12 protein-coding genes and 3 pseudogenes are annotated in these 21339 nt (G+C 63.4%); 6 read left to right on the plus strand and 9 right to left on the minus strand.

The genetic code is table 11. The annotated features are described in order from the left end of the window. Window positions 1-11: 11 nt before the first annotated feature. The 3 genes from prrB to MMSP_RS07055 all read right to left on the minus strand — a co-directional run bounded on the left by prrB (window position 12) and on the right by MMSP_RS07055 (window position 3898). Entirely contained in the window at window positions 12-1352 is a 1341-nt protein-coding gene (gene prrB, locus MMSP_RS07045; RefSeq protein ID WP_036426280.1) for a two-component system sensor histidine kinase PrrB, read from the minus strand. A gap of 14 nt (window positions 1353-1366) precedes the next feature. Continuing rightward, window positions 1367-2077: a two-component system response regulator PrrA gene (gene prrA / locus MMSP_RS07050; protein WP_012396175.1), complete on the minus strand. Its 711-nt coding sequence runs from the start codon at window positions 2075-2077 to the stop codon at window positions 1367-1369. Window positions 2078-2227: 150 nt separating this feature from the next. Continuing rightward, window positions 2228-3898 carry an FAD-binding dehydrogenase gene (locus MMSP_RS07055; protein ID WP_020786043.1) on the minus strand — a complete coding sequence of 557 codons (1671 nt, stop codon included), beginning with the start codon at window positions 3896-3898 and terminating at the stop codon, window positions 2228-2230. A gap of 98 nt (window positions 3899-3996) precedes the next feature. On the opposite strand from MMSP_RS07055, the gene MMSP_RS07060 reads away from it, so the two are divergent. Beyond that, window positions 3997-4608 (plus strand): TetR/AcrR family transcriptional regulator, encoded by a 612-nt coding sequence (locus MMSP_RS07060; protein WP_012396173.1) that lies wholly within the window; start codon window positions 3997-3999, stop codon window positions 4606-4608. A gap of 58 nt (window positions 4609-4666) precedes the next feature. Here the strand turns inward: MMSP_RS07060 and MMSP_RS07065 are convergent. From MMSP_RS07065 to MMSP_RS07085, 6 genes and pseudogenes are all read right to left on the minus strand, one after another. Then, a pseudogene (locus MMSP_RS07065) lies at window positions 4667-5608 on the minus strand (sterol desaturase family protein). Window positions 5609-5852: 244 nt separating this feature from the next. After that, window positions 5853-6797 carry a PLP-dependent cysteine synthase family protein gene (locus MMSP_RS07070; protein ID WP_020786046.1) on the minus strand — a complete coding sequence of 315 codons (945 nt, stop codon included), beginning with the start codon at window positions 6795-6797 and terminating at the stop codon, window positions 5853-5855. A 175-nt stretch (window positions 6798-6972) separates the two neighbouring features. Next, window positions 6973-8235, minus strand: a complete 1263-nt coding sequence (locus MMSP_RS07075) for an aminotransferase class I/II-fold pyridoxal phosphate-dependent enzyme (protein WP_020786047.1) — start codon at window positions 8233-8235, stop codon at window positions 6973-6975. A gap of 74 nt (window positions 8236-8309) precedes the next feature. Continuing rightward, window positions 8310-9224, minus strand: coding sequence for an MFS transporter (locus MMSP_RS28090; protein WP_235065689.1), 915 nt, complete (start codon window positions 9222-9224; stop codon window positions 8310-8312). A gap of 103 nt (window positions 9225-9327) precedes the next feature. After that, a pseudogene (locus MMSP_RS28095) lies at window positions 9328-9756 on the minus strand (MFS transporter); the annotation flags it as partial. A 1046-nt stretch (window positions 9757-10802) separates the two neighbouring features. After that, window positions 10803-12284 (minus strand): carboxyl transferase domain-containing protein, encoded by a 1482-nt coding sequence (locus MMSP_RS07085; RefSeq protein ID WP_020786050.1) that lies wholly within the window; start codon window positions 12282-12284, stop codon window positions 10803-10805. A 26-nt stretch (window positions 12285-12310) separates the two neighbouring features. Between MMSP_RS07085 and MMSP_RS07090 the strand changes: the two genes are divergently transcribed. From MMSP_RS07090 to MMSP_RS29755, 5 genes and pseudogenes are all read left to right on the plus strand, one after another. Next, window positions 12311-13042 (plus strand): enoyl-CoA hydratase, encoded by a 732-nt coding sequence (locus tag MMSP_RS07090; protein WP_015357080.1) that lies wholly within the window; start codon window positions 12311-12313, stop codon window positions 13040-13042. A 69-nt stretch (window positions 13043-13111) separates the two neighbouring features. Further along, window positions 13112-14167, plus strand: coding sequence for an MBL fold metallo-hydrolase (locus tag MMSP_RS07095; protein WP_020786051.1), 1056 nt, complete (start codon window positions 13112-13114; stop codon window positions 14165-14167). A 238-nt stretch (window positions 14168-14405) separates the two neighbouring features. After that, entirely contained in the window at window positions 14406-15989 is a 1584-nt protein-coding gene (locus MMSP_RS07100; RefSeq protein ID WP_020786052.1) for a serine hydrolase, read from the plus strand. Beyond that, entirely contained in the window at window positions 15986-18361 is a 2376-nt protein-coding gene (locus MMSP_RS07105; RefSeq protein WP_020786053.1) for a cation-translocating P-type ATPase, read from the plus strand. Before MMSP_RS07100 ends, MMSP_RS07105 begins: the two co-directional genes overlap by 4 nt. Before the next feature lie 355 nt (window positions 18362-18716). Beyond that, a pseudogene (locus tag MMSP_RS29755) lies at window positions 18717-21292 on the plus strand (PPE domain-containing protein); the annotation flags it as partial. Window positions 21293-21339: the final 47 nt, after the last annotated feature.

Below are 21339 nucleotides of genomic sequence, written 5' to 3' on the forward strand. Positions count from 1 at the left end.
GCGCTATCGGACTAGCTGGGGCCGGGAAGTTTCAGTAGCAGTCGCGCGCCGCCGAGTGGGCTGTTCTGCAGTGACGCGGTCCCGCCATGCAAGTGGGCCTGCTGGGCCACCAGGGCCAACCCGAGGCCGGAGCCCGAATGCGACGCCGTCGACCCTCGGGAGAACCGCTCGAACACCATCTGGCGCTCGGCTTCGGGGACACCGCTGCCGTTGTCGTCGACGGCGATCTCGACCCCGGCCCGTGAACTGACCGCGGACAGCTGGACCCGGGTGGACCCGCCATGTTTGACCGCATTGGCGATGGCGTTGTCCACGGCCAGCCGCAACCCCGCCGGCAAGCCGACGATGATGCAGGTCGGCGAGGGCACCAGCGACACATCGAGGTCGGGGTAAATGCGCATCGCGTCGTGGGCGGCACGGTCGAGCAACTCGGTGATGTCAACCGGCACATGGTCTTCGGATGTCGACAGTTCGCCCTGGGCCAACCGCTCCAGGGCACCCAGGGTGGCCTCGATTCGCGATTGCGTCCGAATCACGTCGTTGAGCACTTCTTTGCGCTGGTCGTCGGGAAGATCCAGGGTGGAAAGCACCTCGAGGTTTGTTCGCATGGCGGTCAGGGGAGTGCGCAGTTCGTGGGAGGACACCGCGGCGAAGTCGCGCGCCGAGGCCAGCGCCTCCTTGGTTCGAATCTGCTCATTCCAGATGCGCTGCAGCATGCCTCGCATAGCCTCGGCGATCTCGATGGCCTCGCTGGCGCCGTGCACTTCGACCCGCGGAGCCTCGTCTCCGGCATCGATCGAGCGGGTTTGCTCGGCGAGCTGTTTGAAGGGCCGCACCGCGAATACGGCCAGCAGCCAGGCGAATACCGTTGCCGCGCCGATGGCGAACGTACAGATCAACAGCACCCGGCGGTGCAGGTTGTTGGTCTCGGCGATGGTCGCGTCGTAGGTCGCGCCCACCGCGACCGATGTTGGCTCCGGTCCGGGGATCTCGACCGTCCGCACCCGGTAACGCACCCCCCGGATGTAGGTGTCGGCGTAGTCCTTTTGCAGCTTGGGCAGTGTGATGTCGGAGTTCGACTTGACCAGGTCGCCGCGGCGGACCGTGATCAGTGCGTCCTGGTCATTGGGGGAGCGCGGTATCTCGTCGAGGCCACGCGGCACGAACGGGATGGCGAAACCCGCGGCCTCGTCCAGCCGGCGGTCCAGCCGTTCCTTGCGGTCGTTGGTGATCCCGACCCAGACCACGGTTCCGACGATGAGCACCGGAATCGCGGCGCCGATGGCCGTCGCGACCACCACCCGGGTGCGCAGCGAGGGCGTACGGGCGAAAATTCGCGACAAGATGTTCATCACTGTCATTGCACTCATTGCATCCTGAGTACGAATCCGACCCCGCGGACCGTGTGCAGTAGCCGCGGGCCGCCGTTGGCCTCCAACTTGCGGCGTAGGTAGCCGATGAATACGTCCACGACGTTGGTGTCGGCGGCGAAGTCATAGCCCCACACCAGTTCGAGTAGTTGTGCCCGCGACAGCACCGCCGTCTTGTGCTCGGCCAGGACCGCGAGCAGGTCGAACTCGCGCTTCGTGAGGTCGACGTCGACACCGTTGACCCGGGCCCGTCGGCCGGGGATGTCTACTTCCAGCGGGCCCACCGTGATGGTTTCCGATGAAGATGTCGCGGTGGCCCCGCGGCGGCGCAGCAGCGCTTTGACCCGGGCCACCAATTCGGCCAGCACGAATGGCTTGACCAGATAGTCATCGGCGCCGGCCTCCAGACCGGCCACTCGGTCATCGACCGAGCTGCGCGCGGACAGCACGCAGACCGGGACGTCGTTGTCCATGGCACGCAGTGCGGTAACGACACTGACGCCGTCCAGCACGGGCATGTTGATGTCGAGCACGATCGCGTCCGGCCGGGTCTCGGTGGCGCTGCGCAAGGCCTCGGCACCGTCGACGGCGGTCGATACTTCGAATCCGGACAGCCGCAGACCGCGCTCCAGCGAGGCGAGCACATCGGAATCGTCGTCGACCACCAAGACCCGAGGTGAGTTCGCACCAGTGTCCATGCCGCCCATTTTGCCTGATTGCCGGCTATGGCGGTGGGAGGGTAGGCACCGGGTCGCGGCTAGCTATTTGGGAGCCACTGGCGCGAGCAGACGTGGAATCGCATCAAGATCGCAGATCTTGTGCGATTCCACGTCTGCTCGCGAGGGTCAGCGACCCGCTCAGACGGCGTCGGCGGCAGCACGGCCAGCGGCGCGCCCGGAGAAAATGCAGCCGCCCAGGAACGTGCCTTCCAGCGCGTTATAACCGTGCACGCCGCCGCCGCCGAACCCCGCGACCTCTCCCGCCGCATACAGGCCCGCGATCGGTTCGCCGTTGCCGCCTATCGCCCGCGACGACAGATCGGTTTGGATGCCGCCCAATGTTTTTCGGGTCAGGATGTGCAGTTTCGTCGCGATCAGCGGCCCCGCCTTGGGGTCGAGGATGCGGTGTGGCGCCGCGACGCGGCCGAGCCGGTCGCCAAGGGCGCGTCGCGCATTGCGGATCCCCTGAACTTGAACGTCCTTGCAGAATGGGTTGGCGACCTGCAGATCCCGCGCTTCGATCTGCCTGCGGATCGCGGCCGGATCCAGCAGCGGTTCGTCGGTCAAGCCGTTCATCTTCTCGACGAGTTCTTCCAGGCTGTTGGCGACCACGAAGTCGGCGCCGTGGCGCTTGAACGCCTCGACCGGACCGGTCGCGTCCTTGTTTAAAAACCGTTCTTGCAGAACGGCTTTGCGGCTCTTGCCGGTGATGTCGGGGTTCTGCTCGGAACCCGAGAGGGCGAACTCTTTCTTGATGATCTTCTGGTTCAAGATGAACCAGGAGTGGTCGTACTTGGCGATCTCGGGGGTGGTGCGCAGGTGGCGCAGGGTGCCCAAGGTGTCGTAGCCGGGCAGGTAGGGGACCGGTAGCCGGCGCCCCAGTGCGTCGAACCACATCGACGACGGGCCGGGGATGATGCGGATGGCGTGCTTGGGCCAGATGGGGTCCCAGTTGTTGACGCCTTCGGTGTAGTGCCACATCCGGTCGCGGTTGACCAGGCGTACCCCGCTGTCGTTGGCGATGTCGAGCATCCGGCCATCGACATAGGCGGGCACGCCGGCGATCATCGAGGCCGGCGGGGTGCCCATCCGGTCCGGCCAGTATCGCCGCACCATGTCGTGGTTGCCGCCGATCCCGCCGGTGGTGATGATGACCGCCTGCGCCGACAGTTCGAACTTGCCTACCTCGTCGCGGTTGGACGGAGTGGCGCGCTCCGCGTCATCGGGCGCCAACACGGTGCCTTTGATCCCGGTGGCAACGCCGTCGGTGATGACCAACTCGTCAACGCGGTGCCGATGGTAGAAGGTCACCAGCTTGGCCTTGGCGCTCTGTAGAGCGGAGTCGACAAACGGTTCCACGACGCCAGTGCCGGTGCCCCAGGCGATGTGGAAACGGGGAACGGAGTTGCCGTGGCCCTCGGCGCGCAGGTCGCCGCGCTCGGCCCATCCCACGGTGGGCATGAACCGGATTCCGAGGTCGGTCAGATAAGAGCGCTTCTCGCCGGCGGCGAACTCCACGTAGGCGCGCGCCCACTTGGTGGCCCAGAAGTCTTCATCTTCGGGCCGGTCGAACGCCGCGCTGCCGGACCAGTCGTTCCACGCCAACTCCAGGGAATCTTTGATTCCGAGGTGGCGCTGTTCGGGGCTGTCTACCAGGAAGAGTCCGCCGAACGACCAAAAGGCCTGACCGCCGAGGTTCTTCTCGTTCTCCTGATCGACCACCGCGACCTTCTTACCCCGGCGGGTGAGTTCGTGAGTGGCGACCAGCCCGGCCAAACCTGCACCGACGACGATGACATCAGCGTCCATCCGACAGCCTTCCTAGAGTTATGTGTGGGTATGCCCTACGCCCACGCATCTGATATATTAATGCATCGGATGCGTTGATGTATCGGAGTGTGATGTAGATGACACCGCCAGCCAACACTGCCACGCCGGCGCGCGTGACCAAGCGGCGCGCCGAGACTCGGGCCCGGCTGGTCGATGCGGCGTTCAGGGTGTTCGCAGACAAAGGGTTCGGGCACGTGCGCATCGAGGATGTGTGTGCGGCGGCCGGCTACACCCGGGGGGCGTTCTACTCGCAGTTCGACAGCCTTGAGGAACTCTTCTTCACCCTCTATGACCAGCGCGCCACCTTGATCTCCGAACAGGTCGGCACCGCCATGGCAAGCGTCGACGATCCCACCGACGTGCCCGGGACAGTGGATCGGATCGCCAGCACCTTGTTGCTCGACCGCGACTGGCTGCTCATCAAGACTGACTTCCTGATGCACGCCGCCCGCCACCCGGATCTCGCCCAACGCCTGGCGGCCCACCGGGCGCAGCTGCGTGCCGCAGTGGAAGACCGGCTTGCTGGCAGCGATGTCGAACTACCCGCAGCGATCGGCAGCGTTGCCGACGCCGCCCGCGCCGTGGTCGCCGCCTATGACGGGGTCAGCATTCAACTTCTACTGGACGGCGACCAGGACGCGGCACGAGCTTGGCTCAGTCAACTTCTTGGCGTGGTGTTGATCCGCTGAGGCCTGGCGGTGCTGCGCGGGTCGGCTGAGGCGGATTGCCAACTCGATGGCTTGGGGGTCAAGCGGACTTGGCCAGCCTGCCGGTTTCCTGGTTGGCGGGTGTCTGTGGTTTCCAGCCCGGCGGTCCGAAGACGTAGCCGAGTCGATCGCGTAGCCGAGTTGCTGAGCGCCAGTCTCGGACTATCGCCGCGTATTCGTTGGTTTGTAGCTTCCAGATGTTGAAGGTGTGGACCGGTTTTGTGAGTCCGTAGTGTGGGCGGGATTCTTCGGCCTGGAATGTGCCCAGCATGCGATCCTAGATGATGAGAATTCCGCCGAAATTCTTGTCTAGATACATTTGATCCATACCGTGGTGCACCCGGTGGTGTGACGGTGTGTTGAAGAGGTATTCGTACCAGCGCGGTAGTTTGCCGATCCGTTCGGTGTGGACCCAGAACTGGTAGGTCAGGTTTATTGACCAGCTGAAGAACACCACCCACGGAGGAACTCCCAACAGCGGCAGTATGGCGAACATGATGATCTCGCCACTCTTGTTCCATTCCACGCGTACCGCGGTGGCCAGGTTGAAGTATTCGCTGGAGTGGTGTGGCTGATGTGCGGCCCAGATCAGCCGGACTCGGTGGGCGATGCGGTGATCGACGCAGTAGATGAGGTCTAGGCCCAGGACCGCGATAACCCACGTGTACCACTGGTGTGGGGAAAGATGCCAGGGCGCGACGTAGGTGTAGATGGCGGCGTAGCCGATTGCGGCGATGGTCTTCCAGGTGGCGCCGGTGACCAGTGAGACCAACCCGGTGGACAGGCTTGCGATGGTGTCGGGGCCGAAGTGGGCCCCGGGTGCGTTTCTCGAGTCGTCGGCAGCGGGCGCACTGGTGGTTAGCAGTTTGCGTGCGGCTATCCATTCGAGAACGATCAGGAGTATCAGGAATGGGGCGGTCAGTACCACCGGGTCCTGCAGTCTGGCTGGCAGTGCGTCGAAGACGCTCATCGCAGTAGTCATGTCAGTGATGCCTTAGCTGTAGGCGTGGTGTCGGGGGTTGGCGGACTTCCGGATTAATTCGCGGTGTTCATGCTGTGCGGCCGGGGTTGTGCCGATCGTGGCCGGTGCGAGCCGTGGCGTTGTTTTTAGTATTTGGGAGACGGGTTCACCCTCCTGCCGAATTTCGTTTGATTCGATATGAGGAAGAAATCCGATGGTGCGGTTCTGGGTGTTCGCGTCGTACTTGCGGGCTCGCATCGTGGCGTCATGGGGCCAGCAACTTGCTAGGTGCCGGGTGTTCATAGACGCCGGAGGAGAGGTATTTCCACGCGGCGTCGGCGACGACGAACGCGATATCGGCACGCTCGCCTGCTCGCAGAGCTTGAGTGCCGATCTCCAATGCGGCGTGTAGGGCCGCGCCCGTGGACAGGCCTGCCAGGACGCCCTCGGTGTGTGCGAGTTCGCGGATGCGGTGCTCGGCATCGGCGGTGGCGACCGGGTAGCGCACGGCCCCCAGCGTGGGGTCATACAGTTCGGGCACAAATCCTTCGTCGAGATTGCGCATCCCACAGAGTTTTTCGTTGTGGCGGGGTTCGACGGCCACGATCTTGATGTTGGCGACGTGTTCGCGCAGGAATCGGCCGGCGCCCATCAGAGTGCCCGAGGAGCCCAGGCCGGCGACGAAGTGGGTGATCTCGGGCAGGTCGGCGAGCAGTTCCGGGCCGGTGCCGCGGTAGTGGGAGTCGGAGTTGGCGGGGTTGCCGTACTGGTAGAGCAGGACCCATTCGGGGTGTTCGGCGGCCAGTTGTTTGGCGAGCGCTACCGCGGTGTTGGATCCGCCCTCGGCGGGGGAAAATATGATCTCGGTCCCGTAGAGCTCGAGCAACCGACGGCGCTCGATCGAGGTGTTTTCCGGTATCACGCAGATGAGCCGATACCCCTTCAGTTTGGCGGCCATCGCCAGGGAGATGCCGGTGTTGCCGCTGGTGGCCTCCAGGATCGTCGCGCCCGGCCGCAGCCAACTGTCGGCCTCGGCTTGCTCGATCATCCGCAGCGCTGGGCGATCTTTGATCGACCCGGTGGGGTTGCGGTCTTCGAGTTTGGCCCACAACCGCACGTGCGGACTGTTGTCCCAGCCTGGTGAGAGTCGTGGTAAGCCAACCAGGGGCGTATCGCCCAAGGTGGCCAGCAGTGAGTCGTAGCGGGTCATCGGGTGCGCTCGCTGGTCGGCGCTGCGGGTGCGGGTCTTCTTCGGGTGCGAAGGTCGACGATCACAGCTGGCCCGTTACTACATCGTGTGGTTGGGGGCCAGTGGTTGTGATGGCGAGATGGTGATTCGGCGAGGCTGTGAGTTGTCATCGTGTCCGCCCAATAGGATTCTGGTGTTAGACCGCGCCGAGCTCAGGTGCCGGTGATAGGTCACGATCCCGGTTGGGGACTAGCTCGTCGTAGAGCGACGCGATGGCGTTTACTGTCGGTTCCACGTCGGCGGTGTCGTGTGATGCGGTGGACACCAGTCGTAGCTGGACAACCCCCGGGGGGACCACCGGGTACATCACGCCCGAGCAGAATACGTTGTGCTCGTGGCGCATTCGGTTCAGAAATTCGAGGGTTAGCAACGGGTCCATCTGCAGGAATACCGGTGTGACCAGACTCTGGGTGTTGCCGATGTCAAATCCCTTGTCGGTCGACGATGTTTGAAGCTCATGCGCGATGGCATGAGCTCGCTGGCGCAGATCGTGGCGGGTGCGCAGCAACTCGAAGCGGAACAGGTTTCCGGCGATGATCGGCAGGGGTAGGCCTCTGCTGAAGATCTGCGAGCGCATTGTGTAGCGCAGTTTCCAAATTACGTTGGCCTCTGATGCGACGAATGCCCCAGTGCCGGCGGCCGCTTTGGCGAAGGTGCTGAAATATAGGTCGATACCATCTTGGACGCCCTGTTCTTCCCCGGCTCCGCTGCCGGTTGCGCCCAGGGCGCCGAACCCGTGTGCGTCGTCAACGAGCAATCGGAAATCGTAGGTCTTCTTGAGTTCGACGATCTCACGTAGTGCACCCTGGTCGCCGGACATGCCGAAAACCCCTTCGGTGATCACCAATACGCCGGCGTCGGCACTGCGCACCCGATCGATCTCGGCCAGGCATGCTTGGAGTTCGTCAATGTTGTTGTGCGAGAACGTACGTGTCTGGTCGAGGCCGCCCTTCTTCTTCAGCCGGACCCCGTCGATGATGCACGCGTGGCATTGCGAGTCCAGGACGATCCAGTCTGAGGAGGTGGTGAGTGAGTCGATGAGTGAGGCCATGCCTTGATACCCATAGTTGAGAAAGAGCGCCGCCGGCTTCTTCACATAATTGGCCAGCTCCTCTTCCAACTGCTCGAGGATGTCCGTCTCGCCGCACATCATTCGTGAGCCCATGGGTCTTGCGAATCCGTAGAGTCGAGCGAACTCGACATCGGCTTCCCGTACTTCAGGAAGATTGGCGATTCCGAGATAGTTGTTGATGCTCCATACGATCTGCTCGCGGTCTTGCCACCTCATGTGGGCGCCGACGGGCCCATCCAGCTTGGGATATGTCGCTATGCCATGTGTGGCACGAGAAATGTGTAGCAGCGGCTCGTCTACCGCAACAAATTTATCGAAGAGATCCATGATTTGTGCCCCTAATCCCTGTCATTGATCGTTTGCCCTGAGGTGTTTCTTCCTGAAAGTGCTCCGTGAGACGGCTAGGGTGGTGATGCGCATTCTGCGGCTGCCGGTTGGGGCTCCTCGACCGGTCGTTGCCACGCCGGTCGTATCAGGCGCAGCGCAAACGGAATCGTGGCGATGGCCAAAGTCCCCAGAAATGCCCATACGACCCGGAAGCTGCCCACGTCGATGGGCGAGTGCCCGGAACGCTCAACAAGCAACGTGCCCACCGCGGCGGTGCCCAGGGCCGCGCCGAATTGCCGCAACATGGGATTGAGTGCATTGGCGGTGCCGAGGAGCTGGCCGGGCATCGCATCGATCGCAGCGCTTGCGAGAACCGGCATGACACACCCGATGCCAATCCCGCAGAGGATCGATCCGGGCAGCCACCGTGACGCATAGTCGGCTCGGCTCGTTGTCAGTAACCAGAACAGGAAAACGCCGAGAGCGAAAACCCAGCAACCGGGGATCACCGCCCATCGGTGTCCCCGCGCATCTGCGATCCTTCCGGCCGGGATAGCCGCAAGCGCGGCCGCAACAAAGATCGGCATCATGGCCAGTCCCGCCTCGAAAGTGGAATAGTGCCAGTGCGACGTCAGAAAGAACACGACGGCAAGTAACAACCCATAGAAGCCGGCCCCGAAGATCGCGGTCGCCGCATTGGCGGCGAAGAAGCGGCCCTTGTCGAAATCGTGTATCGGCTCCGCGCGGCGGTGGTGGCGTGCCACCCCCACCATCGCCGCGGCCAGCAGGATGGCACCCGCAATCAGCAACAGCAGTGTCCGGCGCTGGCCCCAGCCCCAGGACGGGCCTTCAAGGATGCCCGCCGTCAGCGCCCCCACACCCGAAGCGATCAGCACGATCGCGCTCGTGTTCACCAGCTGCCCCGCCACGGCATCGCCGCGGTTGTCGACATTGCGCAACCCGGCAAGCACGGCCAACCCGATCGGCACGTTGATGAGGAAAATCCCGCGCCAGCCCACGGTATCGGCGAGAAACCCCCCCGAGGGGTGGCCCCAGTGCCGCCGCCAACGCCGCCGAGGCACCCCATAGCGACACCGCAGTGGCCCGAGAACCCTGACCAAAATAAGGAAGAATCAGCGCAAGCGAAGCCGGCCCCATCAGCGCGGCACCCACCGCTTGTGCCGCTCGAGCCGCAACCAGCGCGCCCAACGTGGGCGCGACCGCGCAACCCGCAGACGACAGAATGAACGTGCTTACACCGATGGCGAAGACGTTGCGGCTACCGAACTGATCTGCCCAACGCCCGCCCGGCACCATCAACGCGGCAAACACAATGAAATACGCGTCAAGCACCCACGACCGGGCGGGCGAGGATGCCTCCGGAAAACTTGCCGAAATAGCACCAAAAGCTACAAGTAATACTGTTGTATCCAGGTAAACAATAAATCCCGCGGTAAGCTCCACCGCCAACGCCCGCACTCTACCCGTAACCAATACCACTCCCCGCACCCGCGCGCCCATTCAACCCGAACCAACGATCCTCAACCGCACCCGCCGGCTGAAGCCATCACAGACCCCTGCGTAGTTGATCTAACTACAAACTCGCAAAAATTTCTCGGGATCGAGCGCGTTGCCGCTTCCATGGGCTGCGGCGCCGACTCTCGTCTCGAGACGGTCGCAATAGCGCGATTTGGTGTATGGGATCGCCATCGAACTGCATGAAACACCAGCTCAGGATGGGTGCGGGTGCCAATGGGTTTGCCGGCGATGGCGGTGTGGAGGTGAACGGTGTTGCTGCACCATGCCATCCGTAAGGGCCGGTGTGCGCAATGTTGCCGGCGCGCCGTCATGACATCCGCTCGTTGTGGGGAATCCGATGGTGGCCAGCTGCGCAGCTTGCAGTGAACGCGGTGCCGTTCTGGGTGGCGGCCCCGATTGGCAACGGCGGCAACCGATCCCGCTTCGGCAAGCCGATGCGAGAGCGGGCTCGCTGGATGGTCGTGGGGCACGTAGCTGACCGTACTGCTGAAACTTGACGGTGTCCATATTAGGCGTTCGCTTCTTATTCAAAAGGGAATTTTCCTTACGATCCTCAGTCTGGGATTTAACATGCATGTCTCAAAAGAGATGTAAAGGAACAGGATTGGACAAGTTTGTCTCATGGAGCCGGTCTCTCGCCGGGCGGCGGCGATGCGGCTGCGCCTCCGTAGTGACCTGCGCACGTTGGCGGAATGGTGCAATCTCTGCGGTAACGGCCGTGGGTCTAAAAATCGATCACCGAGCTCTCTCACGGGTGCTAGCCAGATCCTGGTCGGTAAAAAGAGGCTGTTGTAAGAGAAATTGAATTCGAATTGGACTCTCGCGGCAGCTCAGAATGATTCCTGCCGTGCGGGGCAGGCGGTGCTGACGGGAGAATCGAGCGAGCTGCGCAGACCCAGCATCACATTACCGAACCGGCCTTGCTGATTCTCCCGTCCCTCCGCCACGCATTCGATCCTGGCTAACCTGCCACACCAAAATCGCCCCAGTGGGGCCGAAGCCCGACCGCTAAACGGCACCGCCGCAGGTCAGCGGTCGCGCGGGAGCCCGATGCTGCGGTACCGCGCGAGTCGAGCCGTCATGCGTTGGGCGTCGGGTATCTCACGCAGCGCGGCTACCTCGGTCGCGATGGCGATCGAAAGTCGTTGGGCGAACTCGACCGGCTCAGCTGCGGCGTCGGGGAGTTCGGGAACTATGACGTCGACGATCCCGGCGGCCAGCAGGTCCGCCGATCGAATGCCTTGCGCTGCGGCGAGCTCGGCGGCGTGGGTGGTGTCGCGGAAGACGATCGCGCTGGCGCCCTCCGGCGGAAGTGGAGCTAGCCAGCCGTGTTGGGCGGCCAATACCCGGTCTGCGGGCACCATCGCCAGCGCCGGCCCGCCGCTGCCCTGCCCTAACAGCACCGACACCGTCGGGGTGCCCAGCGTCACCAACTCGGCCAGACATTGGGCGATCTGGCCGGCCAGCCCACCCTGCTCGGCATCGGCGGACAATGCGGGGCCGGCGGTGTCGATGACCAGGACCAGCGGCAGCCGCAGCTCGGCGGCCAGTGCCATGCCGCGGCGAGCCTCGCGCAGCGACGCCGGTCCGATGATCCCGCCACCGATCCCTTGCTGGCCAAGCACCACCATTGGCTGACCAGCCATGCGGGCCAGCGCGAGCAGCGTGGTCGCCGCGTCGCCGTAACCGGTCCCGGAGAGCAGCACTCGGTCGGTGGCCCCGTAATGCAGCAGGTGTTCCACCCCCGGCCGGTCGGGTCGTCGCGATGCCAGCACCGAAGTCCACGCCGCAACATCCGGTATCGCAGTGGGAGCTGGCGCCGCTGACGCTGGCGCTGGCGCGTCGGTGAGTACCGTCAATGCGCGATCCAGTGTGCGTCGTAGCTCGTCTAGCGTGACCACGCCGTCGATGACACCATGGCGCTGCAGGTTCTCCGCGGTCTGGACGCCAGCGGGAAACGGTTCGTCGTAGAGCAGCTCGTAGACCCGGGGACCCAGGAAGCCGATCAGGGCCCCCGGTTCGGCCACCGTCACGTGGCCCAGCGAACCCCATGACGCGAACACCCCGCCCGTGGTCGGATGGCGCAAATAGACCAGGTAGGGAAGGTGGGCCTGCTTGTGCAGCCGGACAGCCGCGGCGATCTTCACCATCTGCAGGAACGCGACCGTGCCCTCCTGCATGCGCGTGCCCCCGGAGCTGGGCGAGGCCAGCAGCGGCAACCGCTGGCTGGTGGCGCGTTCCACGGCCGCGGTGATTCGCTCCGCGGCCGCCACGCCGATCGAGCCGGCGAGAAAGTCGAATTCGCACACCACCACCACGACCCGGCGCCCCAACACGCGGCCCTCGCCGGTCAGCACCGATTCGTCACGGCCGGTGGCGGCTCGGGCGTCGGCCAGATCGCGCGCGTAGGACTCCGATATCGGGACCTCTAGCGGGGGCGTATCCCAGCTGATGAAAGAGTCCTCGTCCAGGACGGCGTCGCGCAGTTGGTCGGTGGTGATACGACTCACTCGATGAGGCTATATAGGCTTGCCCCATGATCGGTATCTCCCAGGTCGAAGCCGTTATGACCATCGAGTTGCAGCGCCCGGAGCGTCGCAACGCCCTGAACTCGCAGCTGGTCGAGGAGCTGCGGGAGGCCATCCAGAAAGCCGGCGACGGGTCGGTTCGCGCGGTCGTACTCACGGGCCAGGGCACCGCGTTCTGCGCGGGAGCGGATCTATCCGGTGATGCGTTTGCCGCTGACTATCCCGATCGGCTCATCGAGCTACACCGCGTGATGGACGCAGCCCCGATGCCGGTTATCGGTGCCGTGAATGGACCTGCCATCGGCGCCGGTTTGCAGCTGGCCATGCAGTGTGACCTGCGGGTCGTGGCTCCCGAAGCGTTTTTCCAGTTCCCTACGTCTAAATATGGCCTGGCCCTGGATAACTGGAGCATCCGCCGACTGTCGTCGCTGGTAGGGTACGGACGGGCGCGCGCGATGCTGCTGACCGCGGAGAAGTTGACCGCCGAGACGGCACTGCACACCGGGATGGCCAACCGCATCGGCACGTTGGCCGATGCACAGTCCTGGGCCGCCGAGATCGCCGGTCTGGCGCCGTTGGCGATCCAGCATGCCAAGCGGGTGCTCAATGACGACGGTTCCATCGAGCAACCGTGGCCGGAGCACAAGGAGCTGTTCGACAAGGCCTGGGGAAGCCAGGACGTCATCGAGGCGCAGGTCGCTCGGGTGGAGAAGCGGCCACCGAAGTTCCAGGGGGCGTAATCCAACATGGTCGGCCGGGCACTAAGACTGGCCGCCGGCACCGCTTCGCTAGCGGCCGGCGGATAGCTGATGCGGGCGCTGCGCGGAGCGCCAGCTGCGTTGGGTGCCGATCCTGCGGCGATCGAGGCCGCCTCGGATGGATCGCCGAACTATCGCGACGGTGTATTCGTCAACCTCGACCCCGCCTCGGTGTTCACCCTGAATCGTGAAGAAATGCGGCTCCTTGCTTGGGAGCTACTCGCGAATCGAGGTGGGAGCCGCCCGGCCAAGCCGATCCCGCTGGCTGCTCCGCAGGTGTACCAGGGCGACGCGAGCCGGTTGGCGGTGAGCTGGTTCGGCCACTCCACGGCGATGGTCGAGATCGACGGCTACCGGGTGTTGACCGACCCGGTGTGGAGCGACCGGTGCTCGCCCTCGGATCTGGTCGGCCCACAGCGGCTGCATCCGCCGCCGGTCCAGCTCGACGGGTTGCCCGCCGTAGACGCGGTGGTGATCAGCCATGACCACTACGACCATCTCGACATCGACACCGTGATCGCGCTGGTCCGTAGTCAGCGGGCGCCGTTTTTTGTGCCGTTGGGGGTGGGGGCACATCTGCGGTCGTGGGGCGTCCCCGAGGATCGCATCATCGAACTCGACTGGCACCAGAGCGCCCAGGTCGGCGAGCTCAGCGTGATCTGCATGCCGGCACGGCACTTTTCCGGGCGCTTCATGAGCCGCAACAACACCCTGTGGGCGTCGTGGGCCTTCGTAGGACCGACGCATCGCGCCTACTTAGGCGGGGACACCGGCTACACAAAGAGTTTTGCCGAGATCGGGGCCGATCATGGTCCGTTCGACCTGACCTTGATGCCCATCGGCGCCTACAACACTGGGTGGCCGGACATCCATATGAATCCCGAGGAGGCGGTCCGGGCGCACCTGGATGTCAGTGACACGGGTTCGGGGCTGTTGGTGCCGATTCACTGGGGGACTTTCCGGTTGGCGCCGCACCCGTGGGCGGAACCGGTAGAGCGACTGCTCAAAGCCGCTGAATCAGACCAGGTCCAGGTGGCCGTGCCGCTGCCCGGTCAGCGCGTCGATCCTGCCGGGCCGTTGCGATTCAACCCCTGGTGGCGGCTCTGATCGAGGCGATGCCGAAACCGGCTTCATGCCAGCGGTATCGGCGCCGCAACCGTGGCGGTGGTGATGTTTGCGTCCCACCGCAGTAAGGGACGGCAAGGGGATATCCTCGTCGGACATCGGGGACATGAACGCCGCAGCGAACTGTCATGACCGCATGCCCGCTGGTCACCAGCGGTGCTGGCGGCGCGTGGCATGGGGCCTACCCGGGAGGGCGACGTTGCCCGGCTAGAGTGCGGCAATGACCAAACGCGCGGCGACGACAGCAGTGGTGATGATGTTCCTGGCGTTGGTGGGATGTGCTCCCAAACAATCAAATTCCAACCCGCCATCGACGCCGTCGCAGCTCCCGCCCAATGAGGTCTCCGGTATCGACATTCCCCCGGGCCGGATCGACGAAGCGGTCGCAAAGGTTGACGGCTTAGTGGCCGAGCTGATGAAAAGCACTGGTATACCCGGCATGGCGGTTGCGATTGTCCACGGTGGAAAGACGCTGTATGCCAAGGGATTCGGGGTGCGGGACGTCAGCAAGGGCGACGGTCAGGACAACAAGGTCGACACTGACACGGTCTTTCAGCTGGCCTCGATGTCCAAGCCCATCGGGGCGACCGTGGTCGCGCACGAGGTCAGCACCAATGTCGTTTCTTGGGACACGCCCGTCGTTTCGAAGCTACCGGAGTTTGCCCTCAGCGATCCCTACGTCACCGACCACGCCACGATCGCTGACCTGTATTCGCACCGGTCCGGGTTGCCCGACCACGCCGGGGATGCGCTCGAAGATCTGGGCTACGACACAACGCAGGTGCTCGAACGGTTGAAATACCTGCCGTTGGACCCCTTTCGAATCAGCTATGCATACACCAACTTCGGTGTGACCGCCGCGGCCGATGCGGTCGCGGCAGCAGCCGGCAAGGCCTGGCCGGACCTGTCCGAGGAGGTGCTCTATCGCCCGCTGGGGATGACCTCTACCAGTTCCCGATTCGCCGACTTCCTGGCCCGGCCCAATCACGCGGTCAACCACATCAAGGTGGGGGACCGGTGGGAGGCCCGGTTCCAACGGGACCCGGATGCTCAAACGCCGGCGGGCGGGGTGAGTTCGTCGCTCAATGACATGGCCCACTGGCTGACCATGGTGCTGGCCAACGGCGAGTACAACGGTCAGCAAATCGTGTCACCGGAGGCGTTGCTCCCCGCCATCACACCGCAGGTCATCTCGTCGGCGGCGCGCTCACCGAAAGCTCGCGCCGGCTTCTACGGCCATGGGTTCACCGTGTCGGTGAGTTCCGCGGGCCGCACCCAGTACGGCCACTCCGGGGCGTTCGGGCTCGGGGCCGCTACCAACTTTGTGGTCCTACCCTCCGAAGACATCGCCATCGCCGCGCTGACCAATGCCGCGCCCTACGGCATACCCGAAGCGCTCACCGCCCAATTCATGGATCTGGTGCAATACGGCGAAGTCCGCGAAGACTGGACGAACCTATACCGACAGCAAATGAGCCCCATCAATACCCCGGAAGGATCTCTGGTCGGCAAGCAGCCCCCGGTCAACCCTGAACCGGCCCGGCCGCCAAGCGACTACGTCGGGGTATACGCCAACGACTATTGGGGCCCCGCCACCGTGACGGAGCGCGATGGCCAGCTGCAGTTGTCGATGGGGCCAAAGAACCAGACGTTTGACCTGACGCATTGGGACGGCGACACTTTCACGTTCCCCCTGTCAACGGAGAACGCTTTGCCCGGTTTGATTTCGAAGGCGACCTTCGCCGGTGACACGCTCAATCTCGAGTATTTCGATTCGAACAAGCTCGGAACGTTCACGCGATGACTGCCATCGGCTTGACCGATGCCGAAGTGGCGGCTCGGTTAGCCGAAGGTAAGAGCAATGACATTCCCGAGCGGGCGACTCGCAGTGTGGCCCAAATCGTTCGGGCCAACGTATTCACCAGGATCAATGCGATTCTGGGCGTACTGCTGCTGATCGTCCTGGCGACCGGTTCGGTGATCAACGGGATGTTCGGCCTGCTGATCATCGCCAACAGCATCATCGGAATGATCCAGGAGCTGCGGGCAAAACAGACACTGGACAACCTGGCAATCCTCGACCAGGCGAAACCGTTGGTTCGGCGGCAATCCGGCACCCGCACAATGTCGCCCAGCGAGGTGGTGCTCGACGACGTCATCGAACTCGGACCTGGCGATCAGGTCGTCGTTGATGGCGAAGTCCTCGAGCAGGACAACCTCGAGATCGACGAATCCCTGCTCACCGGTGAGGTCGATTCGATCGCCAAACACGTGGGCGAACAAGTCATGTCAGGCAGCTTCGTGGTTGCAGGTAGCGGGGCATGCCGTGCGACCAAGGTGGGGCACGAGGCATACGCTGCCAAGCTTGCCGCAGAGGCGAGCAAGTTCACCCTGGTGAAATCCGAATTGCGCAGCGGCATCAACAAGATTCTGCAATTCATCACCTATCTGTTGATACCTGCCGGGTTGCTGACCATCTATACCCAGCTGTTCACCACCCACGCGGGTTGGCGAGACTCGGTGCTGCGAACGGTGGGCGCGTTGGTGCCGATGGTCCCAGAGGGCCTGGTGCTGATGACCTCGATAGCGTTCGCTGTCGGCGTCGTCAGGTTGGGGCAACGCCAGTGCCTGGTACAGGAATTGCCCGCCATCGAAGGACTGGCCCGGGTCGACGTGGTGTGCGCCGACAAGACCGGCACGCTGACCGAAACCGGTATGCGCGTGTCCGATGTCGACGAACTCATCGCCGACCAGCATGGGGCCGTCGCCGACGTGCTGGCCTTCCTGGCTGCCGCCGATGCTCGGCCCAACGCCAGCATGCAGGCCATTGCGCAGGCCTTTCCGTCACCACCGGACTGGACCCCCACCGCAACGGCGCCGTTCAAATCGGCAACCAAGTGGAGCGGCATATCATTTCGCGACCACGGAAATTGGGTGATCGGTGCACCCGATGTGCTGCTGGATTCGGCGTCCGAGGCCGCCCGGGAGGCGGAACGGATTGGGGCACAGGGGCTGCGAATCCTGCTTCTGGGGGTCGCAGACGTGGCGGTGGACGATCCCTGCGCACCGGGCCAGGTAACTCCGGCCGCCTTGGTGATTCTGGAGCAGAAAGTACGGCCCGATGCGCGCGAAACGATGGAGTACTTTGCCGCTCAGAATGTTTCGGTGAAGGTCATCTCTGGGGACAACGCGGTATCGGTCGGCGCGGTCGCCGCCAAGCTCGGGTTGCAGGGCCAAACCATGGATGCGCGACAGCTGCCATCGGAGCAGCCCGAGTTGGCCGACGTCCTGGATACCTACACCACTTTTGGGCGGGTGCGGCCGGACCAGAAGCGCGCCATAGTGCATGCGCTGCAGTCCCATGGGCACACGGTGGCGATGACCGGCGACGGGGTCAACGATGTACTGGCCCTCAAGGATGCCGATATCGGCGTGGCGATGGGAACCGGTAGTCCCGCGTCGCGCGCGGTGGCGCAGATAGTCCTGCTTGACAACAGGTTTGCCACGTTGCCTTACGTCGTCGGCGAGGGTCGGCGGGTTATCGGCAATATCGAGCGCGTCGCTAATCTATTTCTGACCAAGACCGTGTATTCGGCGTTGTTGGCGTTGCTGGTGGGTATCGAATGCTTGTTCGCCAAGCCATTGGGCGCAGATCCATTGCTGTATCCGTTTCAGCCAATACACGTCACGATCGCGGCGTGGTTCACGATCGGAATTCCGTCCTTTATTTTGTCGCTGGCGCCCAACGACGAGCGGGCCTATCCAGGCTTCGTACGGCGGGTCCTCACCTCTGCGCTGCCATCTGGACTGGTGGTCGGCGTCGCGACCTTCGTCTCCTACCTGACCGCCTATCCCGGGCGACATTCGACGTGGCAGGAGCAGACGCAAGCCTCAACCGCCGCCCTGATAACTCTGCTGGTAACCGCGTTGTGGGTACTGGCGGTGGTGGCCCGGCCCTATCGCTGGTGGCGGCTGGGTCTCGTAATCGCTTGTGGCCTAGCCTATGTGGCGATCTTCAGCCTCCCGCTGGCGCAGCGGAAGTTCTTTCTGGATCCCTCCAATCTGGCCACGACTTCGATCGCTTTGGGGATCGGTCTGCTCGGGGCCGCGCTGATCGAGGCCATGTGGTGGCTGCGGGCCAGAGCCCTGGGGTTGCGTCCGCGGGTATGGCGATAGCTGGCTAGGGCGACGCCGGCCTCGATTCGCTGGTAGCTGCGAATCTGATTCTTCTTCTCGACTCGCGCTAGCTCGAGTCGCGCGGCCGTGCGACAAATTGGTGATGTGGACAAAATGGTGTCCGGGCGGCCAAAGCGACGATTTTGTACAAAGAGTTTACATTGCGATTGAATAACCCGGTTTATGACCACTGGTCACAGTTTTTTGTTAAAGTTCCCGTGTCCCCGTGGTAACCGCCGTATGCTGATGCGATACCAGCCAATGGGCGACGACCGGGTGGATCCCGTGGATCGTCGGGTTGTCGGGTGGGGCAGGTGGCCTCCGGCTTGGCGGCCGCCTGAGAAGGGCTGCGGCGATGAGTTTTTCGGTGTCGCCACCAGAAATAAACTCGGCTCGGATATTCAGCGGTGCCGGGTCGGGCCCGCTGTTGTCCGCGGCAGCGGCCTGGGATGGACTGGCTGGCGAGTTGGGATCGGCGGCTGCCGCTTTCTCCTCGGTGACCTCCGCGCTCACCGGTTCTTCCTGGCAGGGGCCGGCCTCTGCCGCGATGGCAAACGTCGCCAGCGGCTATCTGGGTTGGCTGGCATCGACCGGAGTGCAAGCAGGGCAGGCGGCCAGCCAGGCCCGGATCGCGGCGGCGGCCTTTGAGGCCACCGTAGCGGCGACGGTGCATCCGGTGGCGGTGTTGGCCAACCGGACGCAGTTGGTGTCATTGGTGACATCCAACCTGCTGGGCTTCAACGCTCCCGCGATCGCGACGGTCGAGGCCGAATACGAGCAGATGTGGGCCCAGGATGTGGCCGCCATGTTCGGCTACCACACCGGGGCGTCAGCGGCAGTGGCGGCGCTGACACCGTTCACCCAGGTGCTGCAGAGCCCCGCCGCGGCGGCGGCGGCGGTGCAGACGGCCATCATCGATTTCCCCGGGCGGACCAACATTTTTAATGCTGGGTTGGGGAATTTGGGTGTGGGGAATGTTGGGTTTGCGAGTGTGGGTGATGGGAATGTTGGGTTTGGGAATGTTGGTGGCCTGAACTTTGGTTCTGGGAATTGGGGTGGTTTCAACCTGGGTTCGGGGAATATTGGTTCGTATAATTTCGGGCCGGGGAACTTGGGTTCGTACAATATTGGGCATTGGTAATGCGGGTGACTATAACGTTGGTTTGGGTAATAGTGGGTTGGGGAATATCGGGTTTGGGAATAGTGGGAGCAATAATCTGGGGATCGGGCTGACCGGTAGTGGTCAGGTGGGGTTTGGGGGCTGGAACTCCGGGAGTGGGAATGTGGGGGTGTTCAACTCCGGGACCGGTAACTGGGGTGTGGGTAACTCGGGTGAGTTTGATACGGGGTTGTTCAACGCGGGGCGCTACAACACCGGGGTGTTCAACTCGGGTGTGCTGAACACCGGGGTGGGTAATGCGGGTGATTACAACTCGGGCAGTTTCAACACGGGTGCCTCCAATACCGGGGATCTCAATGCGGGTGATACCAACACGGGGTGGGCCAACACCGGGAACCTCAATACCGGGTTCGGCAATAGCGGTCACCTCAATACCGGCGGGTTCAACCAGGGCAGTCAGAACAACGGGTTCTTCTGGCGCGGGGACGCTCAAGGCCAAATCGGCTTCGACTACACCATCACCATCCCCGAGATCGCAGTGGGCTTTAACGTCCAAGTGCCGCTGGACATCCCGCTATCCGGCCATCTTGGCGAGATCAGACTGAGCGAATTCATGCTGCCCCCGATACACCTCAATCCGGTCGACGGAAACAGCCTGACCGGGACGATTGGGCCGATTGTGGTGGATCCGATCACGATTACGGGTCCGCAGGTGGATTTGATGGTGGGGGGTCCGGGGGAGTCGTTGCAGTTGGCGTTGTCGGGTCCGGGTGTGGGTCCGGTGGTGATTCCGGTGGCGCATGTGCCGGCGGTGGCGGGGTTTGGGAATACGACTAGTGCGCCGTCGTCGGGGTTCTTCAATAGCGGTACGGGTAGTTCGTCTGGTTTTGGGAATGTGGGTGGTGGTTCGGGGTGGTGGAACTTTGCGTCTGGGGGTGTGGGGTATTCGGGTGTGGGCAATGTGGGGGCGTTGGGTTCGGGGGTGTTCAACCTTGGTGTCGGGGTGGGTGAACACGATTCCGAGTATGGGTTCGGGTGTGGGCAATGTGGGTGATGGTTTGGCGGGGTTGTTCTCGCAGGGGACCGACAAGATCAGTGTGTTTGGTCTCGGTGTGGCTAACCATGGTGGGCTGAATGTGGGTAGCGCCAATGTGGGTGATGCGAACCTGGGTAGTGCGAATGTGGGTAGCGCCAATGTGGGTGGCGGCAATGTGGGTGATGGCAATGTGGGTGTGGCCAATGTGGGTGATGGCAATGTGGGTGGCGCCAATGTGGGTGGTGCCAATGTGGGTGGGGCGAATACCGGGGATGGTAACTGGGGGTGGGGGAATACCGGTGGGGGGAACATCGGGTGGGGTAACACGGGTGTGGGTAATTTCGGGTTTGGGAATCAGGGGTCGGGCAACATTGGGATTGGGCTGAGCGGGGATCATCAGGTTGGGTTTGGTGGGTGGAACTCCGGGAGCGGGAATGTGGGGTTGTTCAACTCCGGTGACGGCAATATCGGGTTCTTCAACTCTGGGTCGGGCAACTTCGGGATTGCTAACTCGGGCAGTTTCAACACCGGGATCGCGAATGCGGGTTTGACCAACACGGGCTGGTTCAACTCGGGGCTGGCCAACACGGGGTGGGGTAATGCGGGTGCCTACAACTCTGGTGGGTTCAACGCCGGTGCCTACAACACGGGTTCGTTTAACCCGGGTCATGTGAACACCGGCTGGTTTAACACCGGGGACACCAACACCGGGCTGGGTAACAGCGGCAACATCAATACCGGGGCGTTTGTCTCCGGGGACATGAACAACGGCTTCTTCTGGCGCGGCACCGGCCAAGGCCTGCTCGGCGCCGACTACACCAT

This window comes from Mycobacterium sp. 012931, from assembly GCF_000419295.1.
Taxonomy (GTDB): Bacteria; Actinomycetota; Actinomycetes; order Mycobacteriales; family Mycobacteriaceae; genus Mycobacterium; species Mycobacterium marinum.

Bases quoted from the DNA above. Each gene is read 5' to 3' on its own strand.
- prrB (WP_036426280.1), bottom strand. From the start codon at position 1,352: ATGAACATCTTGTCGCGAATTTTCGCCCGTACGCCCTCGCTGCGCACC.
- prrA (WP_012396175.1), bottom strand. From the start codon at position 2,077: ATGGGCGGCATGGACACTGGTGCGAACTCACCTCGGGTCTTGGTGGTC.
- MMSP_RS07055 (WP_020786043.1), bottom strand. From the start codon at position 3,898: ATGGACGCTGATGTCATCGTCGTCGGTGCAGGTTTGGCCGGGCTGGTC.
- MMSP_RS07060 (WP_012396173.1), top strand. From the start codon at position 3,997: ATGACACCGCCAGCCAACACTGCCACGCCGGCGCGCGTGACCAAGCGG.
- MMSP_RS07070 (WP_020786046.1), bottom strand. From the start codon at position 6,797: ATGACCCGCTACGACTCACTGCTGGCCACCTTGGGCGATACGCCCCTG.
- MMSP_RS07075 (WP_020786047.1), bottom strand. From the start codon at position 8,235: ATGGATCTCTTCGATAAATTTGTTGCGGTAGACGAGCCGCTGCTACAC.
- MMSP_RS07090 (WP_015357080.1), top strand. From the start codon at position 12,311: ATGATCGGTATCTCCCAGGTCGAAGCCGTTATGACCATCGAGTTGCAG.
- MMSP_RS07095 (WP_020786051.1), top strand. From the start codon at position 13,112: ATGCGGGCGCTGCGCGGAGCGCCAGCTGCGTTGGGTGCCGATCCTGCG.
- MMSP_RS07100 (WP_020786052.1), top strand. From the start codon at position 14,406: ATGACCAAACGCGCGGCGACGACAGCAGTGGTGATGATGTTCCTGGCG.
- MMSP_RS07105 (WP_020786053.1), top strand. From the start codon at position 15,986: ATGACTGCCATCGGCTTGACCGATGCCGAAGTGGCGGCTCGGTTAGCC.